Raw genomic sequence first — 24,312 nt, 5'->3', positions numbered from 1 at the left:
AAATGAAAGTATATAATCAATTTGAAAATATCAGCAATAATTTAGACCCTTACCAAGTTACTGCACTTAAAGAATCTATTTATAAAGCTACAGACAAAGCAAAAGAAGATGCAGAGAAAGATAATTACTTAGCAATAGAAAAAATAAAAGAAGAAAATGATATATCATTAATAAATAAGAGAATTCTATTATGGAAAACTAATTTTTTAAAGGCTAAGTCATCAGACTATTTTTTATTTTCTAAATACTTTAATAAGTTCTTTAGTACTTCGGAAGAAGAACGATTATCAAAAATAGCACTTGTTTTTTTTACCGTCTTTAAAGAAAACACATTCTATACGTTCGAAGAATTTCAAAAGAATTTATGTGAAGAAATTTACATTTATAAAAAATGTGAATTACAATATGAATTTGGTTTAAATTTAATTGAGGCAGCTAACAGAGATGCATCTAACATTATTAAACTGCCTCCAATAGAAAATTTTGAATTGGATAGCTTTAAACAATTACTAGAATTAAATAATAAATGCACAAAAAGAGAAGCTATAATTGAAGAACATTATAAAGCAGAAGCAAAAAGAATAACATTATTATTAGATAATGCTAATAAAAAATATATAAAAGAAATAAATGTATTAGAAGATGAAGTTTGCGAACTTAAAGATGTTTTATCAAACCATAAATTCGATTTAGATTTTTTAAAAAAACAGAATAAAGAGCTTATAGAGTATAACTTAAAAAGAGAACCAGTTTACGTTATGCAATTTGACAATACAGTTTGGGGCGACAATTACCCTGCCTTAAAAATATTATACAAGTTTTTGTTTGAGTATTATAGTATAGGTTTTAATTGGAGTTTTTTCGCTTACATTATGACAAATGAGAGTAAAGATGTTATGAATTTAGGACTAATAAAAGGTAGCTTTAATAAAGCGGAAACAGGATATCTCCTTTTTAAAATTCAAATATTTTTTAATAATAGTATTTCTTTAAATTATTTTGATTGGTTATCAAAAAAAATCACAATTAATAACAATAAAATATTAAAAAAATTCTATTCCGATTACATCCGTAACTCTAAAGTTGATTTAACCAACCTAATAAGGGTTAAACTAATGGATGATTTATACGATAGTCTTAAAAAAAGCTATATTAAAACATAATAAGTTATCTTTTACTTTTTTTCACTTCTTAAACCCTCTTTTTAAAAAAATATAAAACACTGAATACGAGTTAACTAAATTTTACAGCAATGTTTTTTATTATTAAATACTTCTTTTTTACTTTGTTTTTTTTCTTCACTATGACACTAATTTTACCATAAAGATAATGGCCGTTATCTATTATTAATTTTTAATAGAAAACAAATGAGTAAAATTATAATAACAAGCCACGAAGAATTGGCAATGATGATTGATTCTGCAATATATAAAAGAATCAATCCTTTACAGGAACTTATAAATAGTAAGTTAAACCCTAAAAAGAAAAATGTAACAGTTAAAGAAGCTGCAAAGATGCTTAATGTTTCCGAGCAAACAATTAAGAGCTACATTAAGAAAGGTACAATTTCAGCCTCTAAAATTGGTAGAAGAATTGTCATTAATTTAGAGACTTTAGAGAAATCTTTAAATGAAGTTAAATCTTTAAAATACAAAAGATAGTATGAAAGATTATAACGCACTAAATAACAAGTTCGTTCAGAACGGACTTGTTATTATCCAAAGTTTATCTACTGAAATATCAAGGTTTAAAATTGATAGAATTACCGATAAATTTTTGCTAAAATTTTTAGACTATGTATTATCTGAACTTGATAAAGTAAAAATTGCTATTGAAAACAACCCAAGATTTATATGGGTACAAATTCAAGAAGAAATAGATAGACTTTACGCTTTAGACAAAAGTATTACAGGTATAACTGTTCAATTAGATTGGAAACAGGGAGGAAATAGAGCTTTTTATAAATTAGAAATTCATAGAGGAAAATAATTATGGACTACTTAAGAATAGGTACAGATTATTTTAAAATTTGCAATATCCCACTTTTAAGTGGGGATACTGTAAAATCCTTAATAAAATGGTCTAAAGGAGAAGTTATTACAGACAATGGAAAAGATTTTTTACAATCGATAAAAAAGTACGATGGTTTTATAACAATTCCAGAACACAATAATTATCAGCAAGAAATTAATTCTTTTTATAATGAGTACGAAAAGGTTGAACATAAACTTCAAAAAGGCAGTTTTAACAAAACCGAAGAATTTTTAAAACATATTTTCGGTGAGCAATATATATTGGGTTTAGATTATTTATCTATTCTTTGGAAATATCCAACTCAAATTTTACCAATTTTATGTTTAGTTAGTGACCAAAGAAACACAGGTAAAACCTCTTTTTTAAATTGGATGAAATTATTGTTTCAAGGTAATATGACTATCAATAAAAATGAAGATTTTAGAAGTAGGTTTAATAGCGATTGGTCTTCTAAATTAATAATTGCAATTGATGAAGTATTGCTAGATAGAAGAGAGGACAGTGAGCGAATTAAAAACCTTTCTACCGCCAATTCCTATAAAACAGAATCTAAAGGAAAAGACAAAGTGGAATCTAACTTTTTTGGAAAGTTTATTTTATGTTCTAATAACGAAGAAAATTTTATTCAGATTGATGATAAAGAAATTCGTTATTGGGTAATTAAGGTGAACCCCTTTAAAATGGAAGATGTAGATATGCTAAAAAAACTACAAAGTGAAATTCCGATGTTTATCTATTTTATAAAGAATAGAAAAATCACTTCGGAAAGAAAAACAAGAATGTGGTTTACAAAACAACAAATTTACACACCTGCTTTAGATAAAGTTGTAAAGGGTAACAAATCGTATTTAAGTCAAGAAATTAAAGAAATTATTATTGATGATTTTATAGCTTTTGATGTAGCAACACTAAAATATTCAGCAACGGATTTATTAGAAAAGCTGTTAAAAAGAAGTGTTAGATCATCAATAATTAAGATTGGCCATAGTTTAAAATTAGACTACGGTTTAAAATCGATTAATGGAAGTTATAAAAAATACTATCCTTCATATAGTCTAGATAGAAAAACTTTAATTGATTACGAAACTAAAAAAGGAAGATACTACAAGTTTATAAAAAGTGATTTTATAGAATCTGCGTTGACTGTTGATGAACAAGCAAAAAACTCAACAACACAAAAGGATTAAGATTGCAACAGTAGTTCAACAGACTGTCAACATAAATAAATCTAGTTTTTATTGTTGACAGTATGTTGAATCTTTGTTACCTCTCTACCTCTTTCAACCAAAGGCTTTAGAGTAATTATCAACTTCGCAACAGAAAATTACTTGTTTTCATTTTTTATTGTAAATAATAAATCACAATAACAGGAACAGATTAAAAACCTCTGCATACTTTACAATAGACTGCAAAAAAATAAGTTATTAAATTATAGGTAACTATAGTTATATCATCTAATGAGCAATTGTTTTTTTTTAGAGCAATTAATGTATTGAGACCTACACAAAAAACAATGTGTTACAACTAAAGTTGCATTTTCACCCGATATTATAACAAAGCAATTGTTTTTAAAAAAATATTGCAATTATTTTTATTTTCATAAAACATCAATTAAATACATAAAAAGAAACCTATTCTTATTGTAATACAACCAATCACAAACATCAATTGTTTTTTTTAGGGCAATTAATGTATTGAGACCTATACAAAAAACAATGTGTTACAACTAAAGTTGCATTTTCACCCGATATTATAACAAAGCAATTGTTTTTAAAAAGTATTGCAATTATTTTTATTTTCATAAAACATCAATATAATACATAGAGAGCAGCCTATTCTAATTGTAATACAATCAATAACAAACATCAATTGTTTTTTTTAGGGCAATTAATGTATTGAGACCTACACAAAAAACAATGTGTTACAACTAAAGTTGCATTTTCACCCGATATTATAACAAAGCAATTGTTTTTAAAAAGTATTGCAATTATTTTTATTTTTCATAAAACATCAATATAACAAATAAAAAGGAGCCTATTCTTATTGTAATACAATCAACCACAAACATCAATCTTTTTTTAGCGTAATTTAATGTATTGAGATCTGCATAAACAATGTGTTACAACTAAAATTATATTTTCACCCGACATTATAACAAAGCAATTGTTTTTAAAAAGTATTACAATTATTTTTATTACTAAAAGATTTCAATATAATACACCAAAAGCAGCCTATTCTTATTGTAACACACCAATTATCAACATCAATACTTTTGTAAAATAGACGTAGTACGTTTTATAAAAATACTTAAATAAATTGCAAGAATCAACATTTTATAAGCACTCATAACTATGGTTATATAAATAATTATGAGCAATACTTTTTTAACATATAAAAAAGTATGATGATGGAAAGAATTGCATTTTAATTCCCTCCCTTAAAGCAGCCTATAATCTTGTTGATTTTTCGTTTATTAAACGACATTTATACCCTATATTTATTTTTTAAAAATTCAGAAAAAAAATTACATGACAAACGTTAAAGAATCTGCAAATTTTATATGGTCAATAGCCGACTTATTACGTGGCGATTACAAGCAAAGTGATTATGGTAAAGTAGTATTACCTTTTACAGTATTAAGACGCTTAGATTGCGTTTTAAAAGCTACTAAAGCAGAGGTTTTAAAAAAGCACGAACAAGTTAAAAGTATGAATATCCAGAATTTAGACCCTATTTTAAATAAGGTTGCTGGATATAATTTTCATAACGCCAGTTTATTTGATTTTGATAAATTAATTGCAGACCCAAATAACATAGCATCCAATTTAAGAAACTATATCAATGGTTTTTCAGAAGAAGCCAGAGAGATTATAGAACAGTTTGAATTTGATAACCAAATTACAAAGTTAGACGAAGCTAATTTGTTATTTATGGTGCTAAAACGTTTTCAAGAAATAGACTTACATCCAGAGCAAATTTCTAGTATGGAAATGGGGTATATGTTTGAAGAACTGATTAGAAAGTTTGCCGAAATATCCAACGAAACCGCTGGAGAACACTTTACACCTCGTGAGGTAATCCGATTGATGGTAAATCTATTGTTTATGAATGATAGAGAAATTCTAACTCAAAAAGGAATTGTAAAAACAATTTTTGATTGTTGCGCTGGTACTGGGGGAATGTTATCCGTTGCAGAAGAATACCTCAACGAATTAAATCCCGATGCTAGATTAGAAGTATTCGGACAGGAATTAAATCCAGAGTCGTATGCTATCTGTAAAAGTGATATGTTAATCAAAGGTCAAAAACCAGATAACATTGCTAAAGGAAACAGTTTAAAAAGTAAAGACGATGTAAAGCTAAAAGGCGACCAGTTTATAAATCATAAATTCGATTACCTAATTACCAACCCGCCATTTGGAGTAAAATGGGGAAAAGTACAAAAGGAAGTTACCGAAGAACACCAATCACTTGGTCATGGTGGTCGTTTTGGTGCTGGTTTACCATCTGTAAGTGATGGTTCGTTTTTATTCCTAATGAGTTTAATGTCTAAAATGAAACCTAAAGACCAAGGTGGTTCTCGTTTAGCCATTGTGTTTAATGGTTCACCATTATTTTCTGGTTCACCAAGTAGCAAGAAAAACGAAAGTAGTATACGCCAATGGATAATTGAAAACGACTTACTAGAAGCCGTTATAGCCTTGCCTAATCAATTGTTTTACAATACTGGCATAAATACTTATATCTGGATAATTAGCAACAATAAAGCTAAGGAACGTAAAGGAAAAGTACAGTTAATAAATGCTGTAGATTACTTCAAAAAAATGAGTAAATCTTTAGGAAGTAAACGTAACGAATTATCCGACCAGCATTTACAAGATATTACCAAATTATATGGTGATTTCGAAGCAAACGAACATTGTAAAATATTTGATAATAAAGATTTTGGATACTCTAAAGTAACTGTAGAACGTCCTTTGATGAAAAACGGTAAAGTAGTTACCGATACTAAAGGCAACCCTAAACCAGATGCTAAGTTACGTGACACCGAAAATATCCCATTAAAAGAAGACATTCAAAGTTACATGAAACGTGAAGTATTACCACATGTTCCAGATGCTTGGGTAGACGAAAAGAAAACGAATATAGGTTACGAAATTAACTTTACCAAATACTTCTACCAATACAAACCGCTAAGGTCTTTAACTGATATTAAAGCAGATATTTTAGCACTAGAAAAAGAAACTTTAGGTTTAACACAACAAATTATTGCGTAATGACAATATATTATACTATATTTGCACCCCGATTAGCAGTAAATGCTTATCTTTATAAGAGACATTCATTAGAATATACAATAATATACCTTCTAGGCTTGCCACATGGCAGCACACTTAGGAGGTTTTTTCTTTGTAATAAGGTAGGCTCATGAAGTATACTAAGCTACCATTAACTTATCAAGGACAAGTTGAGCTTTGGAAAAGCAGAGGCTTAGTGATTGAAGATGAGCAACGTGCTATTCGTTACCTATCTAATATTAGCTACTACAGATTAAGTGCTTATGCTTTACCATTTCAAACTAAGAAAGATTTTTTTAATGCTGATACTAATTTTGAACAAGTATTAAACTTATATTTATTTGATAGAGAACTACGCCTATTGACGTTTAATGCTATAGAAAGGTTAGAAGTATCTATACGTGCCAAAATGATATATGAATTAGCACATAAATACGGTTCACATTGGCAAGATGATGCTAGGATTTTTAAAGCACCTCACCGTTTAAAGAATAGAAAAACGGGTAATTATTTTACTATTGATGTATTTAGCGAAGTACAAGATATGATAAGTAAAACAGCACGAGAAAAACATCCAGAAACTTTTATTAAACACTATAAAAATAATTATAGCAAACCAGTTAACCCTCCGTCTTGGATGTGTTTAGAAGTATTAACACTAGGACAACTTTCTAAGTTATATAATGGACTTAAAGAAAATTCTGATAAAACTCTTATTGCTAACGCCTTTGGAGTGCATTATAGCGTATTTAAATCGTGGCTACATACTCTTACCTACGTTCGTAATATTTGTGGGCATCATGGTAGACTTTGGAATAGAGATATTGCTATTGAACCACAATGGCTATTAAAGCCACGTAAACCATGGTTAAGTAATGATTTTGAAGGTGTAACTAACCGTACGTTTTATGTCTTTTGTGTAATAAAATATTTATTAAAAACAGCAAACCCAACTCATAACTTAAAAAAGCATCTGCAAGATTTAATGTCTAAATATCCAGATACACCTATTGAATATATGGGGATACCAAGCATTCCAAATGATACTGATGATGCTGATAATACAGATGAGGCGAATATATTAATAGATTGGCAAAATCAACCGCTATGGAGTTAAAACAATACAAAACATACAAAGATTCTGGAATAGAGTGGCTTGGTGAAATCCCAAAACATTGGAAAAAATCTTCATTAAAATGGTATTCTACTATTTATTCTGGTGGAACACCATCTAAAGTTGAGGAAGATTATTGGATTAACGGAACTATTCCTTGGTTAAATTCGGGTACTGTTAATCAAGGTGATATAACTAAAGCTTCAAACTATATAACAGAAGAAGCATTTCAAAATTCTAGTGCTAAATGGATTCCTAATCAATCACTAATAATAGCTTTAGCTGGTCAAGGAAAAACTAAAGGAATGGTTGGACAAGTTCAATTTGAAACAACTTGTAATCAATCCCTCGGCGTAATAGTCCCTAACGAGAAAATAATTAATAGATTTTTGTATTATTGGCTTAAAAATAACTATCAAAACATTAGAAACTTAGGTGGTGGTGATAAAAGAGATGGATTAAATTTAGTTATGATTGGAGGAATCCCAATTCCAGTCCCAAGCAAAGAAGAACAAACCCAAATAGCAAATTATCTCAACCACAAAACAGCACAATTAGATACCTTAATTGGGAAAAAACAGCAGTTAATCAACTTATTACAAGAAGAACGTACTGCAATGATTAATCAAGCAGTTACCAAAGGTCTAGACCCAAATGCACCAATGAAAGATTCTGGAATTGAGTGGCTGGGAGAAATCCCAGAGCATTGGGAGGTGAAAAGATTAAAACATATTGTAAAATCACCTTTAAAATACGGAGCAAATGAGTCAGCTGAGCAAGAAAATAAAGACGCCCCAAGATACATTAGAATAACAGATTTTGGTTTTGATGGTAAACTTAAAGAGAATACTTTTAAATCTTTGCCAATTGAAAAAGCTGAAAATTTCTTACTAGATGAAGGTGATATATTATTTGCGAGAAGTGGTGCTACAGTTGGAAAAACTTTTATGTTTAACAATTATTCTGGATTAGCATGTTTCGCTGGATATCTAATTAAAGCTACTTGTGATAAAAACATTATGCTTCCAGAATTTCTTTACTCTTTTACAAATGCGAGTGGTTATGATAATTGGAAAGATTCGATATTTCAACAAGCAACAATACAAAATATTGGTGCTAATAAATATAATCAACTTAAATTAGGCGTGCCACCAGTTGAAGAACAAGTTATTATTATAAAACAAATAGCTAAAGAAGAAAATTCAATTTATGAACTAATTGAAAAATTTCAAAAAGAAATAGAACTTCTAAAAGAATATAAAACCACATTAATTAGCGAAGTGGTTACTGGTAAAGTAGATGTGAGAGAAGAAGTGTTAGCACAATAAAAAGTAAACTTATGGCAAAAGGAATACATACAGAATTAACGTTTGAAACTGCAATAGAAATCTCATTGTTAGAAGATGGTGGTTATGTAAAAGGGCATTCCGCAGATTTTGATACAGACTTAGGAATTTTCCCCAAATACGTTATAACCTTTCTTATAAACTCGCAACCCAAACAATGGGAAAAACTATTAAACATTCATAAAGATGCAGTTGATACTAAAGTCATTCAACGCTTACTTAAAGATTTAGATAGTCATGGTACGCTACATGTATTGCGTAATGGTTTTACAGATTATGGCGTAAAGTTCAATATGGCGTTTTTCAGACCAGAGAGTACGTTAAATCCAGAAGCCGAGATTTTATATAGTAAGAATCATTTAGCCATTACCAGACAATTATACTACCAGCGTAAAGGCAAAAACTCATTAGATATGGTAATTAGTTTAAATGGCTTACCTATTTCAACCATTGAGCTTAAAAATCAGTTTTCTGGTCAAGATGTTAGCAATGCTAAAAAGCAATATAAATTTGATAGAGAAGCCAGTGAACCTATATTTCAATTTAAAAAACGTTCGTTAGTACATTTTGCTGTAGATGCAGACGAATGCGAAATGACTACTAAATTAGCTGGTAAAAACACACGTTACCTACCATTTAATTTAGGGGCTAATAACGGAGCTGGAAATCCTGTAAACCCAAATGGTTATAGAACCGCATATTTATGGGAGTATGTTTTGGCTAAAGATAGTTTTATGGACGTTATTGGTAAATTTCTACATTTAAACGTGGAATTTTACGAGCTAAATGGCATAAAAAAGAAGAAGGAAACGATGATTTTTCCAAGGTTTCACCAGATGGAAGTAGTCAGAAAATTAACAAAAGATGCGAAGGCAAAAGGAGCTGGACAAAATTATCTGGTTCAGCATTCCGCTGGTTCTGGTAAATCTAATTCTATAGCATGGTTATCTTATAGATTATCCAGTTTACACAATAAACATAACGAACGAGTTTTTGATTCTGTAATTGTTATTACAGACCGAAAAATACTAGACAGCCAGTTACAAAATACCATTTATCAATTTGAACACAAACAAGGAGTTGTTCAGAAAATTGATAAAAATTCGCAACAATTAGCCGATGCAATCACCACTGGTTCTAATATTATAATTACCACATTACAGAAGTTTCCGTTTATTATTGAAAAGATAGGAGAACTGGAAGCTAAAAAATATGCAATTATTGTAGATGAAGCACACTCTAGCCAAGGAGGAGAAGGAACAAAGAAGCTAAAAGAAGTATTATCTGCTAAATCGTTAGAAGATGCAGTTTTAGAGGAGGTTTATTCTGGATTAGATGAAGATGCAGAAGACCAGATTCGGAAATCTATGGAAGCCAGAGGAAAACAAGAGAACCTCAGCTTTTTTGCATTTACAGCAACGCCAAAAGCAAAAACGATAGAAGTATTTGGTACACCAAACAAAGAAGGTATACCAAAACCGTTTCATTTATATAGCATGAAACAAGCAATACAAGAGGGTTTTATTTTAGATGTACTAAAAAATTATACAACGTATAAAACATATTTTAAATTATCAAAAGAAATTGAAGACGACCCAAAGGTCAATAAAAAACAAGCATCCAGAGCAATAGGACGTTTTATGTCTTTACATCCGCATAATTTAGCACAAAAAACGGAAGTTATTATTGAGCATTTTAGACAAGTTGTTTCTAAAAAAATTGGAGGTAAAGCAAAAGCAATGCTGGTAACTGGTTCTAGATTACATGCGGTACGTTATAAAGAAGAATTTGATAAATACATAAAAGAAAAAGGATATACAGATATTAAAACGGTTGTAGCATTCTCTGGAAAAGTTATTTATGATGCGTATCCAGATGGTGTAACCGAAGTAGAACTAAACGGATTTAAAGAAAAGGAATTACCAAAAAAGTTTGGTTCGGACGAATACCAGTTATTATTGGTAGCCGATAAATACCAAACTGGATTTGACCAACCGTTATTGCATACCATGTATGTAGATAAAAAATTATCTGGAGTAAAATGCGTACAAACGTTATCTAGGTTAAACCGTATGCACGCTGGAAAAGAAGACACCTTCATTTTAGATTTCACAAACGATACGGAAGACGTTCTAAATTCGTTTCAACCGTATTACGAGTTAACGACTATACAGGAAGCTACAGACCCAAACCAGTTATACGATTTAAAAACCGAAATTGAAAAAGGACAAATTATCTGGGAATCTGAAATTGATAATTTTTGTAATATATTTTTTAAATCTTCAAGAGCTTTAAACGTAAAAGAACAAGGTAAACTAAACGCTTTTATAGACCCAGCGGTAGAAAGATTTAAACAATTACCAGAAGAAAATGGTAAAGACGATGTTATTGGAGCAGAAATTACACAAGATAATTTTAAACATGCATTACAAACATTTACCAGATTATATTCTTTTTTAACTCAGATTATGCCATTTAGTGATGTTGAGTTAGAAAAGTTATTTACGTATTCTAGATTTTTATTGAAGAAATTACCAAGAAAAAACCAGCAAGATAGGTTTCAACTTGGTGATGAGGTTTCTTTAGAATATTACAGATTACAACGAGTAGCAGAACAAAATTTAGCGTTAGAAGATAAAGGAGAATATGGTTTAGAAGGTCTGGATGGTGCTGGAATCCGAATGAGCAAGGAAGAACAAGAAGCCTTATCTGAAATAATAAACGTATTAAATAATAGATTCGGAACAGAGTTTAATGATGCTGATAAATTGTTTTTCGACCAGATAGAAGAAGAATTAATTTTGGATGATAAATTATCTGAACAAGCTAAGAATAATACATTATCCAATTTTAAATTTGGTTTTGAAGATGCCTTTATGGATAAGTTAATTGGAAGAATGGAACAGAACCAAGATATATTTTCCAAAATGATGGATGATAAAGATTTTGGTGGATTGGTTAAAAACTATATGTTGAAAAAAGTTTACGAACGATTGAATAAATGAGAAAAAAAATAGAATCAAAATATAGTTTTCTTGATACTCTTAACTTAAAAAAGTTGTTTATTGAAAAAGGATGGTCTGGAATGGATGAATTTAATAATTTCTTTGAAAATTATTGTTTGTTCATGGAACGTTTAGACTCTCATCAACATAAACTAGTAAGAGATTTGACAGCTGATTTTTTATGGCTCCGAAGTTCGGACTACTACAAGCATCTAAAGAGAACGCTATTAAAATTAGAGGATTACTCATATTTAAATTTGGATACTGTTTATGTAGTTCCTCTTTTGGCAAAATCGGATAGAGATGCAAATAAAACTAAAAGTTCTGGAACTGTAGCTTATGCATGTCAGAATCCACTGTTAAAATATTCTGACTTGTTTGTAAATACTAATTTTAGGATAATTGATGACTTAGAGAGATTGCCCGATGTAAATAAGTTAAAGGGTCGTAAAAATCCTATTTTATTAATCGATGACTTTATTGGTTCTGGAGATACAGCTTTAGAAGCGTTAAATGAAGTTTTAAATATAAAAGGATATGATAATGAAACACTTTTTGTTGCGTCTTTAGTTTGCCAAGAAATGGGGCTTAACGTTATAAACGATAGAGGTTATAAAGTTTTAGCTGATATTATCAGAAAAAGAGGTATTTCAGATAAATATAAAGGAGAAGAATTGGATAGAAATATTAAATTAATGGAAAGTATAGAGAAAATATTAGAATTAGACCATAAATTTAAAGCTAAATATAAATTTGGTTATAAATCTTCAGAAGGTTTAGTAACGATGACCAGAACTCCAAATAATACATTTCCATTATATTGGTTTCAGGCTCAATTAGATAAAACTAACAAATGGAAAGCGCCTTTTCCTAGATAATTAAAGATATGGATGTAACAACAATAATTAAGATGCTTCTTATTATTCAGAATAATGGCAGTATAACCGAACTAATAAAAGATGGGTACACGTATGGTCAAGTAGCAAATATGACAACTGATTTGGTAAAAATGGGTTTTATTGAGGAAAAAGAAGATGCTTTAAAAGTAAGTGAGAAAGGACAGGAATGGTTAGAATCTAATTTTAAGGAAAATAAGTTAGTTGGTTCAGAAAAATGGATTGTTCCAGAAAATAAAAGTAGAATAGAGAAATTAAAAGAAAATGAAGTATATTTACCTGATAGAAATGAACTTCATTTTTGATAAAGAATAAGGATGGTTAGTTACCTACCCAATTAGAGAACATTCTTTCAAGCTAAACAAGGCTTCACAAAGATTTAATCAAAGATATAAATCTTCGCAAATCCTTGTTTATTCCGAACGGGGGCTATTAAAAGTCCCCTGTTCATAAGGAAAATAATATTATGAATACATTTAATATTTACAAAAAAGAGTTTACTAAAAAAGCTCTAGAATCTGGTTATTCTGCTGATGAATTAAATAAATGTTTAGTTTATGCAGAACCTCTTTTTAATAAGAGGCTTCCTATTATATATAATCTTTCGCATTTTGCAGCTCATGTTGGTTATAGCACTAAATTTATTAGAAGGGCTATAAAAACTAATGGTACTGAATTTTTTTACAGAAAATATTCTATTCCTAAAAAGAATGGTAGTTCAAGAGTTATTAATGAACCTTTACCAAGTTTAAAAGAGATTCAAAAGTGGGTTTTAGATAATATTCTTAATAACATGCCAATTAGTGCTTATGCAAAGGCATATACATTCAATAGGAGCATTAAAGACCACGTAAAGTATCATGAAAATCAGAATGTTGTTCTTACCATGGATATTGAAAACTTTTTCAATAATATCACATCAGATAAAGTTGAAAGGTTATTTATTGATAAAGGTTATTCTCCTTTAGTTTCTAATTTATTGTCTAGAATATGTACTTTAAATAATAGTCTACCACAAGGAGCGCCTACTAGTCCTAGAATTTCAAATATATTAATGCTTCCTTTTGATAATGAAATTGCGAAATATTGTAAACCTAAATTTATAGGAGGAAAGAAAGTACAAGTAAAGTATACAAGATATGCAGATGATATAGCTTTTTCAGGTGAAATTAATAAAGCAGAATTTGTTGAGTTAGTTTCAAATGAGCTTCAAAAGTTAGACCTTAGTCTAAATGAAGACAAAACAATAGAAAAAAAACGTAATCAACAACAAATAATTTCTGGTATTATTGTAAATCAAAAAATTCAAGTACCTAGAAAAAAGCGTGATGAATTGAAACAAGCAATGTATTATATAGAGAAATTCGGTTTAGAAAATCATTTGGCTAGAATAAAATGTACTAAAGCTAATTATGTTAGTCATTTACTTGGAATTGCAAACTACATCGTTTTTATAAACCCAAAAGATAAAAAGACTCTTGAAATAAGAACAAAATTATTTGAAATGAAAGATTAATTAAATTTTGATTCTACTTTATTTGAAATTTTCATATTTAGAATCTGATGCAATAACACTTTTGGAAAAACCACAAATTAGAGACGTGTTAAATGTTGAAAAAAGTTTATAATCGATTGAATAAGTAAAATTTATTATCAATTTGACTGAACTATATTCTTAAAATTATTCTTTTAAAGAATATAAACAAGAAGAAATAAGTGTAAAAACATTTTTAAAATTCAAGAAATTAGTTTTAAATACAGTAAATCAAAACCACTTTATTACACATGCAATTAACACCTATATTGACACCTGAAAAAATAAAACCCTCTAAATCAAACGATTAGAGGGTTAATTGTACAGGCGGAGAGACTCGAACTCTCACACCTCGCGGCACTAGATCCTAAGTCTAGCGTGTCTACCAATTCCACCACGCCTGCAACTTTTCCAATTTAATTGGGCTGCAAATATAAACATTCCTTGCAAACTGCAAAGCAGTTCATAATAATTTTTCTACTTTTGATGAAGAAATAAAAATATATTTTATGAATACTATTCAATCTTACATAAAAGACAACAAACAACGCTTCTTAAACGAACTCATAGAACTGCTTAAAATCCCTTCTGTAAGTGCAGATTCGGCATATAAAAAAGATGTTCTATTAACAGCTGACTTTGTTTTAGATAGTTTAAAAAAAGCAGGTTGCGACAACGTAGAAATGTGCGAAACTCCAGGATATCCTATTATTTACGGAGAAAAAATCATCGATAAGAACTTACCAACCGTATTAGTTTATGGTCATTATGATGTTCAACCAGCAGATCCTATAGAACTTTGGACCTCTCCTCCATTTGAGCCAGTGATTAAAAATACAGAAATTCATCCAGAAGGAGCCATTTTTGCAAGAGGTGCTTGTGACGATAAAGGACAGATGTATATGCATGTAAAAGCATTAGAATACATGACCTCTACCGGAAACCTACCTTGTAACGTAAAGTTTATGATTGAAGGTGAAGAAGAAGTGGGGTCTGAAAGTTTGGCTTGGTTTGTACCAAGAAATACAGAAAAACTAGCCAATGATGTAATCTTAATTTCAGATACCGGAATGATTGCGAATGACATTCCTTCAATTACAACAGGTTTACGTGGTTTAAGTTATGTAGAAGTAGAAGTTACAGGACCAAACAGAGATTTACATTCTGGTTTATACGGAGGTGCAGTTGCAAATCCTATCAATATTTTAACCAAAATGATTGCCTCTTTACATGATGAAAACAACCACATTACCATTCCTGGTTTTTACGATAAGGTAGAAGAATTATCTACCGAAGAAAGAGCAGAAATGGCAAAAGCTCCTTTTTCTTTAGAGAAATATAAGGATGCTTTAAAAATTGACGATGTTCATGGGGAAGCAGGTTATTCTACCAACGAGCGCAACGCAATTAGACCAACTTTAGACGTAAACGGAATTTGGGGTGGTTATACTGGCGAAGGTGCAAAAACAGTAATTGCAAGCAAAGCATTTGCTAAAATATCTATGAGATTAGTGCCAAATCAAGATTGGAAAGAAATTACAGAACTCTTCAAAAAACATTTCGAAAGCATTGCTCCTAAATCGGTAACAGTTCTTGTAAAACCCCATCATGGCGGACAAGGATATGTAACTCCAATAGACAATATTGCGTATAAAGCTGCAAGTAAGGCATACGAAACCAGCTTTGGAAAAACACCTATTCCTCAAAGAAGCGGTGGTAGTATCCCTATTGTTGCCCTATTTGAGCAACATTTAAAAAGCAAGACTATTTTAATGGGCTTCGGTTTAGATTCTGATGCCATTCACTCACCTAACGAACATTTTGGAGTGTGGAATTACCTAAAAGGGATTGAAACGATTCCTTATTTCTATAAATATTTTACAGAGATGTCTAAATAAAATAATTAATCCGTTCAGCAATGAGCGGATTTTTTTTAGGCATTCCCCAATTATTTGAAAAAATAATTGCGTCAGGCTTTTCACACTCGCTTTTTTTGTAAAAATAAAAAAGAATAAAGAGGGTTCTGGTGCTGTATATATAATTAGTAAAAAGAACTAAAGTTAGCATAATATAGACATAAAAAAACCTCGATACATCGAGGTTTTTTTATGTAAAGGTCTAATTTCTTAAAAATTGTAAATAAGAAAATTTAAACTCAATTTATTAGCAAATATGCGCGTTAGCGATTGAAACGGCATCCTTTTTTCTTTTTAGAAAAAAGATACAGTGAAAAGCGCGACCTGAAAGGAAACGCCCAACTACTCTACTGCGCTAAAAATAACAGAAGATTACTCTTTTTCTGCCATCTTTTTAACGTAATCTGTAATAATTACAATTTGAGTTGGTCCTACTTTACCTTCTATAAACTTAGCATTTTCATGATCTAAAGATATTCTACGCACTGCAGTACCTTGTTTAGCAACCATACTAGATCCTTTTACCTTTAAATCTTTAATTAAAACTACAGAATCTCCAGCCTCTAAGATTGCACCGTTTGCATCTCTGTGAATAATCTTTTCACTATCATCTAAATGATCTCCAGATTCTTTAGCAAAACGTAAATCATCATCTTCTAAATACATCATGTCTAACAAGTCTTGTGGCCAACCTTCTGCTCTTAAACGAGACAACATTCTCCACGCAACCACTTTTACACCTCTATATTCACTCCACATAGAATCGTTTAAGCAACGCCAGTGATTTGCATCTGTTTCTTCTGGATTCTCTATTTGAGTAATACAAGTTTCACAAGCCAATACGCTACCATCTACTCCACCTCCACCAGTAATTGTTGGCTTTACATCATAAATTGATAAATTGGTTGTTGATGTACATAATTCGCATTTATTTCCACTTCTATTTTCTAAATCTTCTTGTAAACTCATAATTTATTTTTGTTGTACAAATGTACATATTTTAACGAAAAAAGCTAATTAAAAACCAAAGAAGTGAGCATTAAATTAAGAATTTGATAAAATTTTAACGTGAAGCTATTTCCTGCTTTTCGCACTCGCTTTTTTATCCTAAAAAGGAATAAAAAAGAGCTTAAACAATTGCTTCAATCAGGGCTAGACTTGTTTGCATACGTATTGCTATAACCAAACAAATTGTCACTTCTAAGAATGAGAAGTGACATAACATTGACAACCCAAAACTGAGCAACCTTATGAGATTTCTCCTATAGTCGAAATTACATATTAGGCTTAAAAACTTTATTACTTTAAAACTTGTTATTTTGAAACCCCTAAAAAACCTCTAAAGAAGTAAATTTAAAAGTACTTCCATCAAACAAACCTTTGTCAGACAACTTTAAAGCAGGAATTACCAACAATGCCATAAAAGACAAACTCATATAAGGCGCTCTTAATTTACTACCCATTTCTTTTGCCATTGTATCTAGTTCTGCATACGCTTTACCGATAACCTCAGCTGGCTTATCAGACATTATTCCTGCGACTGGCAAAGAAACTATTTTTTCTTCCGTATCAGTTACAGCACAAACTCCACCGCTATTTTCGATAATTAAATTTACCGCTTTGCAAATTGCTTCGTCAGAAACTCCGATTGCAATAATATTATGAGAATCGTGCCCAACAGAACTTGCAATGGCACCTTCTTTTATTCCGAAGTTTTTAATAAAAGCGATTGCAGGTGCATCATTCTGATAACGATTAACAACTGTCATTTTTAAAATATCAGTTTCTGTGTTTGAAACTAAATTCCCATCAACAATTAAAGCATCTGCTTCAATTTGATTGGTAACCAATTCGCCATCTAAAGCTTCAATTACTCTAATTTTTTCTGATGAAGATTCAAATCTAAAATCAGTAACTTCTTTTTTATCCGTATTAAAGTTATTCAATACTTCAAAATCTACCTGTTTTACAAAAGATTTACCATTTTTAGCAACTAATTCTCCGTTTATATAGGTTTCTAAAACATTGAATTTTTCTAAACTATCTACCACCACAAAATCTGCATCGTCTCCTTCTTCTAAAAGTCCAACATCTAACTTATAATGTTTTACAGGATTTACACATGCTGCTTGCAAGACTTTAAAAACATCAATTCCTTTTGCAACGGCTCTTTCACAAAGTTGATTGATATGCCCCAGCAATAAATCATCTGGGTGTTTATCATCTGAACAAAACATCATATTTTCGAAATGCTCTGGTAATAAATCGATTAAAGCTTCGAAGTTTTTGGCAGCAGAACCTTCTCTAATAATTACTTTCATTCCTTTCTGTAACTTCTCTAAAGCTTCATCAAAAGAAAAACACTCATGATCTGTAGAAATTCCGGCTGCAATATATTTGGTAGCATCATCACCTCTTAAACCTGGCGCATGACCATCAATGGGTTTGTTGTTATTTTTAGCATGTTGAATCTTAGCTAAAACCTCAGCATCATCAAATAAAACACCGGGATAATTCATCATTTCCGCCAGATATTTAATATCTGGGTTTTCCATCATCAATTTAATATCATCAGCATCTATTATTGCTCCGGCACTTTCAAAAGACGTTGCTGGCACACAACTTGGCGCACCAAAATTGAATTTTAACGGAACTTTCTTTCCGTTTTCAATCATAAACTCAACACCTTTTACACCTAAAACATTGGCAATTTCATGCGGGTCAGAAACTGTTGCAACTGTACCGTGTTTTACAGCAATTTTAGCAAATTCCGAAGGAACCAACATAGAACTTTCTATGTGAATATGTGCATCTATAAAACCGGGTAAAATGTAGTTTTCTTGGTTGTGATTTACTTCTTTTACAAACGAAATTTTTCCGTTCACAAGTTCAATTTCTCCTTTGTAAATTCTTTTGTTCTGTATATCAACTATGTTTCCTTGTACAATCATTTGCTTTCTGTTTCTAAAACAAATTTACAAAGAATTACAGGCGATTTAAAGTTTATTTAGGATAGATTACTTGATGTAGCGGAATATCAAAATCGTTAGAATCTTCAATTTGATAAATGGGCTTAAAATAATTGAGCCCAATAAATTTTGCATCCTCTTTACAGTTGGATAAAAAACGATCGTAAAATCCTTTTCCGTAACCAACTCTGTAATTTAATTCATCAGAAATTAACAACGGAACAAAAATAAGATCTAGTTCCTTTTCATCTACTTGTTCTGCATTTACAGGTTCTGGAACTCCGTATTTATTTTGTTCTAAAACCGTATCTTCTTCTAAATAGAAATGAGAAAGTGTGTTGTTTTTTAAGTTAGATTTACTAACCACAATTCGTTTTTTTATGCTTCTGAAGTAATTAATAATTGGTTGTGTTTCTATTTCTTTAAACTTTGTGAGAGACAAAAACATGTGTACATTTCTAATACCAACAATTTCTAAATCGTAAATTTGTTCGTAGATATTTTCTTGAAATTCTTGAATTTGACTTTCAGTTAAATCGTTTCGTTTCTGTTTGTAAATCTTTCTAAGTTCTTGCTTTTTCATTATTGAAAAATTCTATATTTTAAATTCTATCTACCGTGATAATTCTAAAAGTATTAGAATTTACAGTAATCCTAACATTATAATCTTTATTAGAAATATAAAAATTCTTTCCTTTTTTAAGGTAGTTTTCTATAACTGTTTCTTCTAAAACCTTTCTGATGAAATTCTCAGTTTCATCCTTAGATAAAGCTATTTTTAACTTTTTATTTATCCGTTGATATACCAATTCGGTGTAACAATGTTTTTCTAAAATTTCGTTTTTATTGTTTTCCATCATTTCAGAAAGCTATAATTCTTCTAATTCTTTTTGAAGTTTTTTTGTCAATCCTTTTACCACCAAATCGTAAGAATGATTGATGAGTTCTTTTGCCAAATCATCTGAAACATCACTAGAATTTAATAAAACAGTGTTCCAGTGTTTTTTACTCATATGATACCCTGCAGTAACCCCTTCAAACTCCTCTCTTAATTCTATTGCTTTTTCTGGATTGCATTTTAGATTGATTTTAGCTTCTACTTTCTCCCAAGAAGTTAAACTTGTTAATAAAAACATTTTATCCATCACTTTAAAAACTAACGTTACCTCATCAAAAGGAAAATGTTCTGTTACTCCTTTTTTAGAAATGCAAAAATCTCTTAATTGCTCTATATGCATTCGCTCAATTATTAAAATAACCTTTATTATTAAGATTTAAAAAGTATCTTTATAAACCAAAATTACAACTTTTTTATGACTGAAAATGATTTTTTAGACAACACCTCCATAATTAGTTATTCTGCAAAGAACTACGAAAAAACAACTTATAATGGAATTTCAGAAATTGTTTTTTCAGAAAATACAGCTACCACTAAATGGTTAAATACGTATGGAATACAGTTTCATGATGCCTATAAAAAAGTAATTTATCAAAATAAATTAGACGATTTTTTAATAAAATTATTAAGCGATGAAGAACACCCTAATAAGGTAATTTTATTAGATAATTTGCTATTTATAACCACCAGAGTTTTAATTACCCAAAGTCAGAAATTAGATTCAGAACAAATGATTTTTATTGTTTCTTCAGACTTTTTATGGTCTATTCAAGAAAAACATGGAGATTATTTTGGTTGGATCCGCGAGCGTTTAGAAGGTAACAAAGGTATTGTTAGAAAGAAAAAAACAGATTATTTACTATATTTAATATTAGAGTCTATAATTGATAACTACCAAGACACCTATGAAGCAAATGCAGATTTAAGCGCAGATAAACTAAATTCTACGCACATAAAACCAACTCCAGAATTTACTTCTTTAGTAGAAAAAAGGAAGCAAGAATTATTCAATTTTAAAAAAGCAACCTTAAGTTTAAGAGATACCATTATAAAATTAGAAAAAATAGAAATTAAAGATTTTAATGTAAAATACTTTAATGAGTTAAAAGAACAAACCAATAACCTAATTTCTAATATCGATTTTGAATTGCAAGAATTAGAAAGTAAAATAAACCTAATTTTTAGTATTCAAGGACACCGTTTAAATGAGGTAATGAAAACGCTTACTATTTTGTCTGTAATCTTTATACCTTTAACTTTTTTAGCAGGAATTTACGGAATGAACTTTGAAAACATTCCAGAATTAAAAACTAAATATGGTTATTTTATTTTATTGGGTGTTATGGCAATAGTTACCATAGTTTCTGTTTGGTATTTTAAACGTAAAAAGTGGTTTTAATGCTCTTTTTTAATAAAAAATCTAGAAACAACTACAATTAAAGATATTACACCGAAAATCAACAAAAACCATTTCACTAAATAAATGACTATATAAACTCCAAATCCTTTGCTGGAATTACTTTTTAGCAGTGTATTTATAATAGAATTTATCTTGTCGGAATTCGATATCATAAAATAAAAACCAAAAGACAACACAGATAATCCTAAAACCTTAACAAGTTTTAAATTAACTTTTTTCATTTAATAACATCTTGGTTTTTTCTTAATCTACTTTATAATTTTATACAAAATAGGCTTACTAGGCGTTGCATCATTTTCGAATGGTGCAATCATTAAGTTTAATAAATACTCACCGTCTTCTATAGTATTTGGCACATATATAAATTCTGTAATGGTTGCATCCATTCTTAATTTACCACTAGTATTCCAAAAAGCATTGTGCGATAAAAGCTTACCATCATCTTTTTCCTTATCTACAGAAGGTAAATCAATTAACAAGTGTTTTATTCCTTTTTCTTTTAAATAAATTGCAGCTTTTTCAGATAAATAAGTTGGATTCGTATTAAAGTATTTCATACTCTTTTTTTCATCTAAATTAGGTAAAGTACGAATTACAATAGCATCTCTTTTCTTATTTCGTAAAGCATGTTTTAATTGCTTCACTCCAATTAAAAAATCTCCATTATGAAACAGAGGAGCAATAGTAACTACTTCTGCTAAAAAAATAAAATATTTTAAATGTTGATTCACAGAGTGTACTTCTTTGGTAATATGCCCAACACATTCTGTATGAGTTATGTGAGAATGCGGATTAAACTGGATGCTATTAAAGTTAACCACAGCACCATTTGCTACACTTACTTCATAATCATCAAATTTTTCTACTTCAATTTTAGGGTCATCAATTCCCCAAGCATTTACTTTTCCTTTATTCATATCAATAGGAATTGAAATATCTAAAGGTTCCGAAACGTTTATTTCTATTTTTCTTGAATTGTACTCTATTACCGCTTTCATATTTTGCCGACCTTATTTGCGTAATTTTTAGTTTTTACTTCAAACTCAAATATAAGTTTTCTTTCTTTATGTTAGATATAATCTAAACATTTAACATTAATAAAAAACTAATTGACCATAAATAAATCTGAAGAAATTCCGTCTGATAAAAACTTCCCTTTTGGAGTGGTTCTTAAAACTCGGTTTTCAATAATCAATAATTCTTGTTCTAAATGTTTTTTGGCTTGTTTTTCTAAATACTTTACATATTTACCGCCAAAATCTTTTTCTATTTTCTCTATAGAAACTCCCCAAATGGTCCTTAAACCTGTCATAATATATTCATTATAACCATCCGTTTTTGTAAGTGTTTCTCTTTCTATAGGAAGTGTATTTTCTTGAATAGCTTTTATATATTTTGCATTATTTCTTACATTCCAACTTCGTTGGATTCCATTAAACGAATGTGCCGAAGGACCAATACCTAAATATGGTTTCCCTAGCCAATAAGAAGAATTATTCTGACTAAAAAAGCCTTCTTTTCCGAAGTTAGACAACTCGTAATGCACAAAATCTACTTTCTTTAATTCTTCAATTAAAATATGGAATTGTTCCTCTGCTTTTTCATCATCCACATTTTTAATTTCTCCCTTTTTAATTAATGTTGCTAGTGCCGTTTTTGGCTCGACCGTTAAGGCGTAACTAGATATATGTGGAATTCCGAAACTCAATGCAGTTCGTATATTATCTCTCCACTCATCATTTGTACAATCTGGAATTCCATAAATTAAATCGACAGAAATATTACTAAAATATTGTGTTGCAATTTCAAGACATTTTTTAGCTTCGTCAGAATTATGCGCACGGTTCATGAGTTTTAAATCTTTTTCAAAAAACGATTGCACGCCAATACTTAATCTATTTATTGGTGTTTTAGAAAGTTCTATTATTTTTTCTTCGGATAAATCATCCGGATTTGCTTCTAACGTAATTTCTGGGTTCTCAATTATTGTATGATTTCTATAAACCGCATCAATCAGTACTTGAATTTCATCTGTATTTAAAACAGACGGAGTTCCGCCTCCAAAATAAATGCTTTCTATAATGGTATTTTTTAACTCGTCTTTTCTAATTTCAATCTCTTTAATTAAAGACAAAATCATATCTTCTTTTTTCTTCAATGAAGTAGAAAAATGAAAGTCGCAATAAAAACATGCTTGTTTACAGAACGGTATGTGAATGTAGATTCCGGACATTATTTTTTAACTCTCTTTTCATTCTGTTTCACAAAACTAGCCCAACCTGTATAATTCTTTCCTCCAACTACCTTTCCTGAATTATAGAAATGGCAAACTGCAGCTGCCAAACCATCCGTTGCATCTAAGTTTTTTGGCAATGTTTTTAAGTTTAAAAGTGATTTTAACATCAAAGCAACTTGTTCTTTACTAGCACTTCCACTTCCCGTAACTGCCATTTTTATTTTCTTCGGCAAATATTCTGTAATCGGAATTTCACGAGATAAACCTGCAGCCATCGCAACACCTTGTGCTCTACCCAATTTTAACATGGATTGTACATTCTTCCCAAAAAAAGGTGCTTCAATTGCAATTTCATCTGGATGATATGTGTCGATCAGTTCAATTGTACGTTCAAAAATAAGCTTTAATTTCAGGTAATGGTCATCGTATTTTTTTAAGATTAATTCATTCATTTGAATAAATTCCATCTTTTTACCTACAATTTTTATCACACCAAACCCCATAATTGTAGTCCCAGGGTCAATACCTAAAATAATTTTTTCTATCGCCAAAGTGGTAGATTGTTTTTGTTTTTATCACCAAACTTACTGATGATTATTTGTTACTTTGCAAACCATGTATAATTCGCTTTCATACAAATCTAAAC

At 30.0% G+C, this 24,312-nt stretch carries 21 protein-coding genes and 1 tRNA gene; 13 read left to right on the top strand and 9 right to left on the bottom strand.

Annotated elements, in window-relative coordinates; genetic code table 11:
* Positions 1-2: 2 nt before the first annotated feature.
* The 11 genes from H0I29_RS08710 (at position 3) to H0I29_RS08660 (ending at position 14,209) form a co-directional block, all read left to right on the top strand.
* Positions 3-1,163, top strand: coding sequence for a hypothetical protein (locus H0I29_RS08710; RefSeq protein ID WP_218755116.1), 1,161 nt, complete (start codon positions 3-5; stop codon positions 1,161-1,163).
* A gap of 204 nt (positions 1,164-1,367) precedes the next feature.
* Positions 1,368-1,661: a helix-turn-helix domain-containing protein gene (locus H0I29_RS08705; RefSeq protein ID WP_218755115.1), complete on the top strand. Its 294-nt coding sequence runs from the start codon at positions 1,368-1,370 to the stop codon at positions 1,659-1,661.
* Position 1,662: 1 nt separating this feature from the next.
* Positions 1,663-1,989 (top strand): hypothetical protein, encoded by a 327-nt coding sequence (locus H0I29_RS08700; RefSeq protein ID WP_218755114.1) that lies wholly within the window; start codon positions 1,663-1,665, stop codon positions 1,987-1,989.
* Between the two features lie 2 nt (positions 1,990-1,991).
* Complete coding sequence (locus tag H0I29_RS08695; RefSeq protein ID WP_218755113.1) at positions 1,992-3,221, top strand: primase-helicase family protein; 1,230 nt, start codon at positions 1,992-1,994, stop codon at positions 3,219-3,221.
* Positions 3,222-4,562: 1,341 nt separating this feature from the next.
* On the top strand, positions 4,563-6,311 hold the full coding sequence (locus H0I29_RS08690; RefSeq protein ID WP_218755112.1) for a class I SAM-dependent DNA methyltransferase: 1,749 nt from the start codon (positions 4,563-4,565) through the stop codon (positions 6,309-6,311).
* Positions 6,312-6,462: 151 nt separating this feature from the next.
* Positions 6,463-7,449 carry an Abi family protein gene (locus H0I29_RS08685; RefSeq protein WP_218755111.1) on the top strand — a complete coding sequence of 329 codons (987 nt, stop codon included), beginning with the start codon at positions 6,463-6,465 and terminating at the stop codon, positions 7,447-7,449.
* Positions 7,440-8,774 carry a restriction endonuclease subunit S gene (locus tag H0I29_RS08680; RefSeq protein ID WP_218755110.1) on the top strand — a complete coding sequence of 445 codons (1,335 nt, stop codon included), beginning with the start codon at positions 7,440-7,442 and terminating at the stop codon, positions 8,772-8,774. The genes H0I29_RS08685 and H0I29_RS08680 overlap by 10 nt, the downstream gene beginning before the upstream one ends.
* An 11-nt stretch (positions 8,775-8,785) precedes the next feature.
* Positions 8,786-11,797 (top strand): type I restriction endonuclease subunit R, encoded by a 3,012-nt coding sequence (locus tag H0I29_RS08675; protein WP_218755109.1) that lies wholly within the window; start codon positions 8,786-8,788, stop codon positions 11,795-11,797.
* Positions 11,794-12,675: a hypothetical protein gene (locus tag H0I29_RS08670; RefSeq protein ID WP_218755108.1), complete on the top strand. Its 882-nt coding sequence runs from the start codon at positions 11,794-11,796 to the stop codon at positions 12,673-12,675. Before H0I29_RS08675 ends, H0I29_RS08670 begins: the two co-directional genes overlap by 4 nt.
* Before the next feature lie 8 nt (positions 12,676-12,683).
* Positions 12,684-12,998: a hypothetical protein gene (locus H0I29_RS08665; RefSeq protein WP_218755107.1), complete on the top strand. Its 315-nt coding sequence runs from the start codon at positions 12,684-12,686 to the stop codon at positions 12,996-12,998.
* 161 nt (positions 12,999-13,159) lie between these two features.
* Positions 13,160-14,209, top strand: a complete 1,050-nt coding sequence (locus H0I29_RS08660) for a reverse transcriptase domain-containing protein (RefSeq protein ID WP_218755106.1) — start codon at positions 13,160-13,162, stop codon at positions 14,207-14,209.
* Between the two features lie 340 nt (positions 14,210-14,549).
* Here H0I29_RS08660 and H0I29_RS08655 read toward each other — a convergent pair.
* Positions 14,550-14,631: transfer RNA gene (locus tag H0I29_RS08655), tRNA-Leu, on the bottom strand.
* 105 nt (positions 14,632-14,736) lie between these two features.
* Between H0I29_RS08655 and H0I29_RS08650 the strand changes: the two genes are divergently transcribed.
* Positions 14,737-16,125 (top strand): dipeptidase, encoded by a 1,389-nt coding sequence (locus H0I29_RS08650; RefSeq protein ID WP_218755105.1) that lies wholly within the window; start codon positions 14,737-14,739, stop codon positions 16,123-16,125.
* Between the two features lie 390 nt (positions 16,126-16,515).
* Here H0I29_RS08650 and H0I29_RS08645 read toward each other — a convergent pair whose 3' ends face one another.
* The 5 genes from H0I29_RS08645 to H0I29_RS08625 form a co-directional block, all read right to left on the bottom strand.
* Positions 16,516-17,112, bottom strand: coding sequence for an alkylphosphonate utilization protein (locus H0I29_RS08645; protein WP_218732402.1), 597 nt, complete (start codon positions 17,110-17,112; stop codon positions 16,516-16,518).
* 359 nt (positions 17,113-17,471) lie between these two features.
* Positions 17,472-19,094, bottom strand: a complete 1,623-nt coding sequence (ade, locus tag H0I29_RS08640) for an adenine deaminase (RefSeq protein ID WP_218755104.1) — start codon at positions 19,092-19,094, stop codon at positions 17,472-17,474.
* Positions 19,095-19,146: 52 nt separating this feature from the next.
* On the bottom strand, positions 19,147-19,695 hold the full coding sequence (locus H0I29_RS08635; RefSeq protein ID WP_218755103.1) for a 5-formyltetrahydrofolate cyclo-ligase: 549 nt from the start codon (positions 19,693-19,695) through the stop codon (positions 19,147-19,149).
* Between the two features lie 19 nt (positions 19,696-19,714).
* Positions 19,715-19,969: a DUF3781 domain-containing protein gene (locus H0I29_RS08630; protein WP_218732399.1), complete on the bottom strand. Its 255-nt coding sequence runs from the start codon at positions 19,967-19,969 to the stop codon at positions 19,715-19,717.
* Positions 19,970-19,981: 12 nt separating this feature from the next.
* A complete protein-coding gene (locus H0I29_RS08625) occupies positions 19,982-20,350 on the bottom strand; it encodes an MmcQ/YjbR family DNA-binding protein (RefSeq protein WP_218755102.1) in 369 nt (122 codons plus the stop codon).
* Positions 20,351-20,425: 75 nt separating this feature from the next.
* Between H0I29_RS08625 and H0I29_RS08620 the strand changes: the two genes are divergently transcribed.
* Positions 20,426-21,409 (top strand): magnesium and cobalt transport protein CorA, encoded by a 984-nt coding sequence (locus H0I29_RS08620; protein ID WP_218732397.1) that lies wholly within the window; start codon positions 20,426-20,428, stop codon positions 21,407-21,409.
* A gap of 269 nt (positions 21,410-21,678) precedes the next feature.
* Here H0I29_RS08620 and H0I29_RS08615 read toward each other — a convergent pair whose 3' ends face one another.
* The 3 genes from H0I29_RS08615 to ruvC all read right to left on the bottom strand — a co-directional run bounded on the left by H0I29_RS08615 (position 21,679) and on the right by ruvC (position 24,217).
* Positions 21,679-22,428 (bottom strand): cyclase family protein, encoded by a 750-nt coding sequence (locus H0I29_RS08615; protein ID WP_218732396.1) that lies wholly within the window; start codon positions 22,426-22,428, stop codon positions 21,679-21,681.
* 107 nt (positions 22,429-22,535) lie between these two features.
* Positions 22,536-23,663 (bottom strand): radical SAM family heme chaperone HemW, encoded by a 1,128-nt coding sequence (gene hemW, locus H0I29_RS08610; protein WP_218755101.1) that lies wholly within the window; start codon positions 23,661-23,663, stop codon positions 22,536-22,538.
* On the bottom strand, positions 23,663-24,217 hold the full coding sequence (ruvC, locus tag H0I29_RS08605) for a crossover junction endodeoxyribonuclease RuvC (protein WP_218732394.1): 555 nt from the start codon (positions 24,215-24,217) through the stop codon (positions 23,663-23,665). The genes hemW and ruvC overlap by 1 nt, the downstream gene beginning before the upstream one ends.
* Positions 24,218-24,312 lie beyond the last annotated feature (95 nt).

It is taken from the genome of Polaribacter sp. R2A056_3_33 (genome assembly GCF_019278485.1).
Taxonomy (GTDB): Bacteria; Bacteroidota; Bacteroidia; order Flavobacteriales; family Flavobacteriaceae; genus Polaribacter.
The sequence above is the reverse complement of the archived record's forward strand: the minus strand, read 5'-3'. Positions and strand labels throughout refer to the sequence as shown.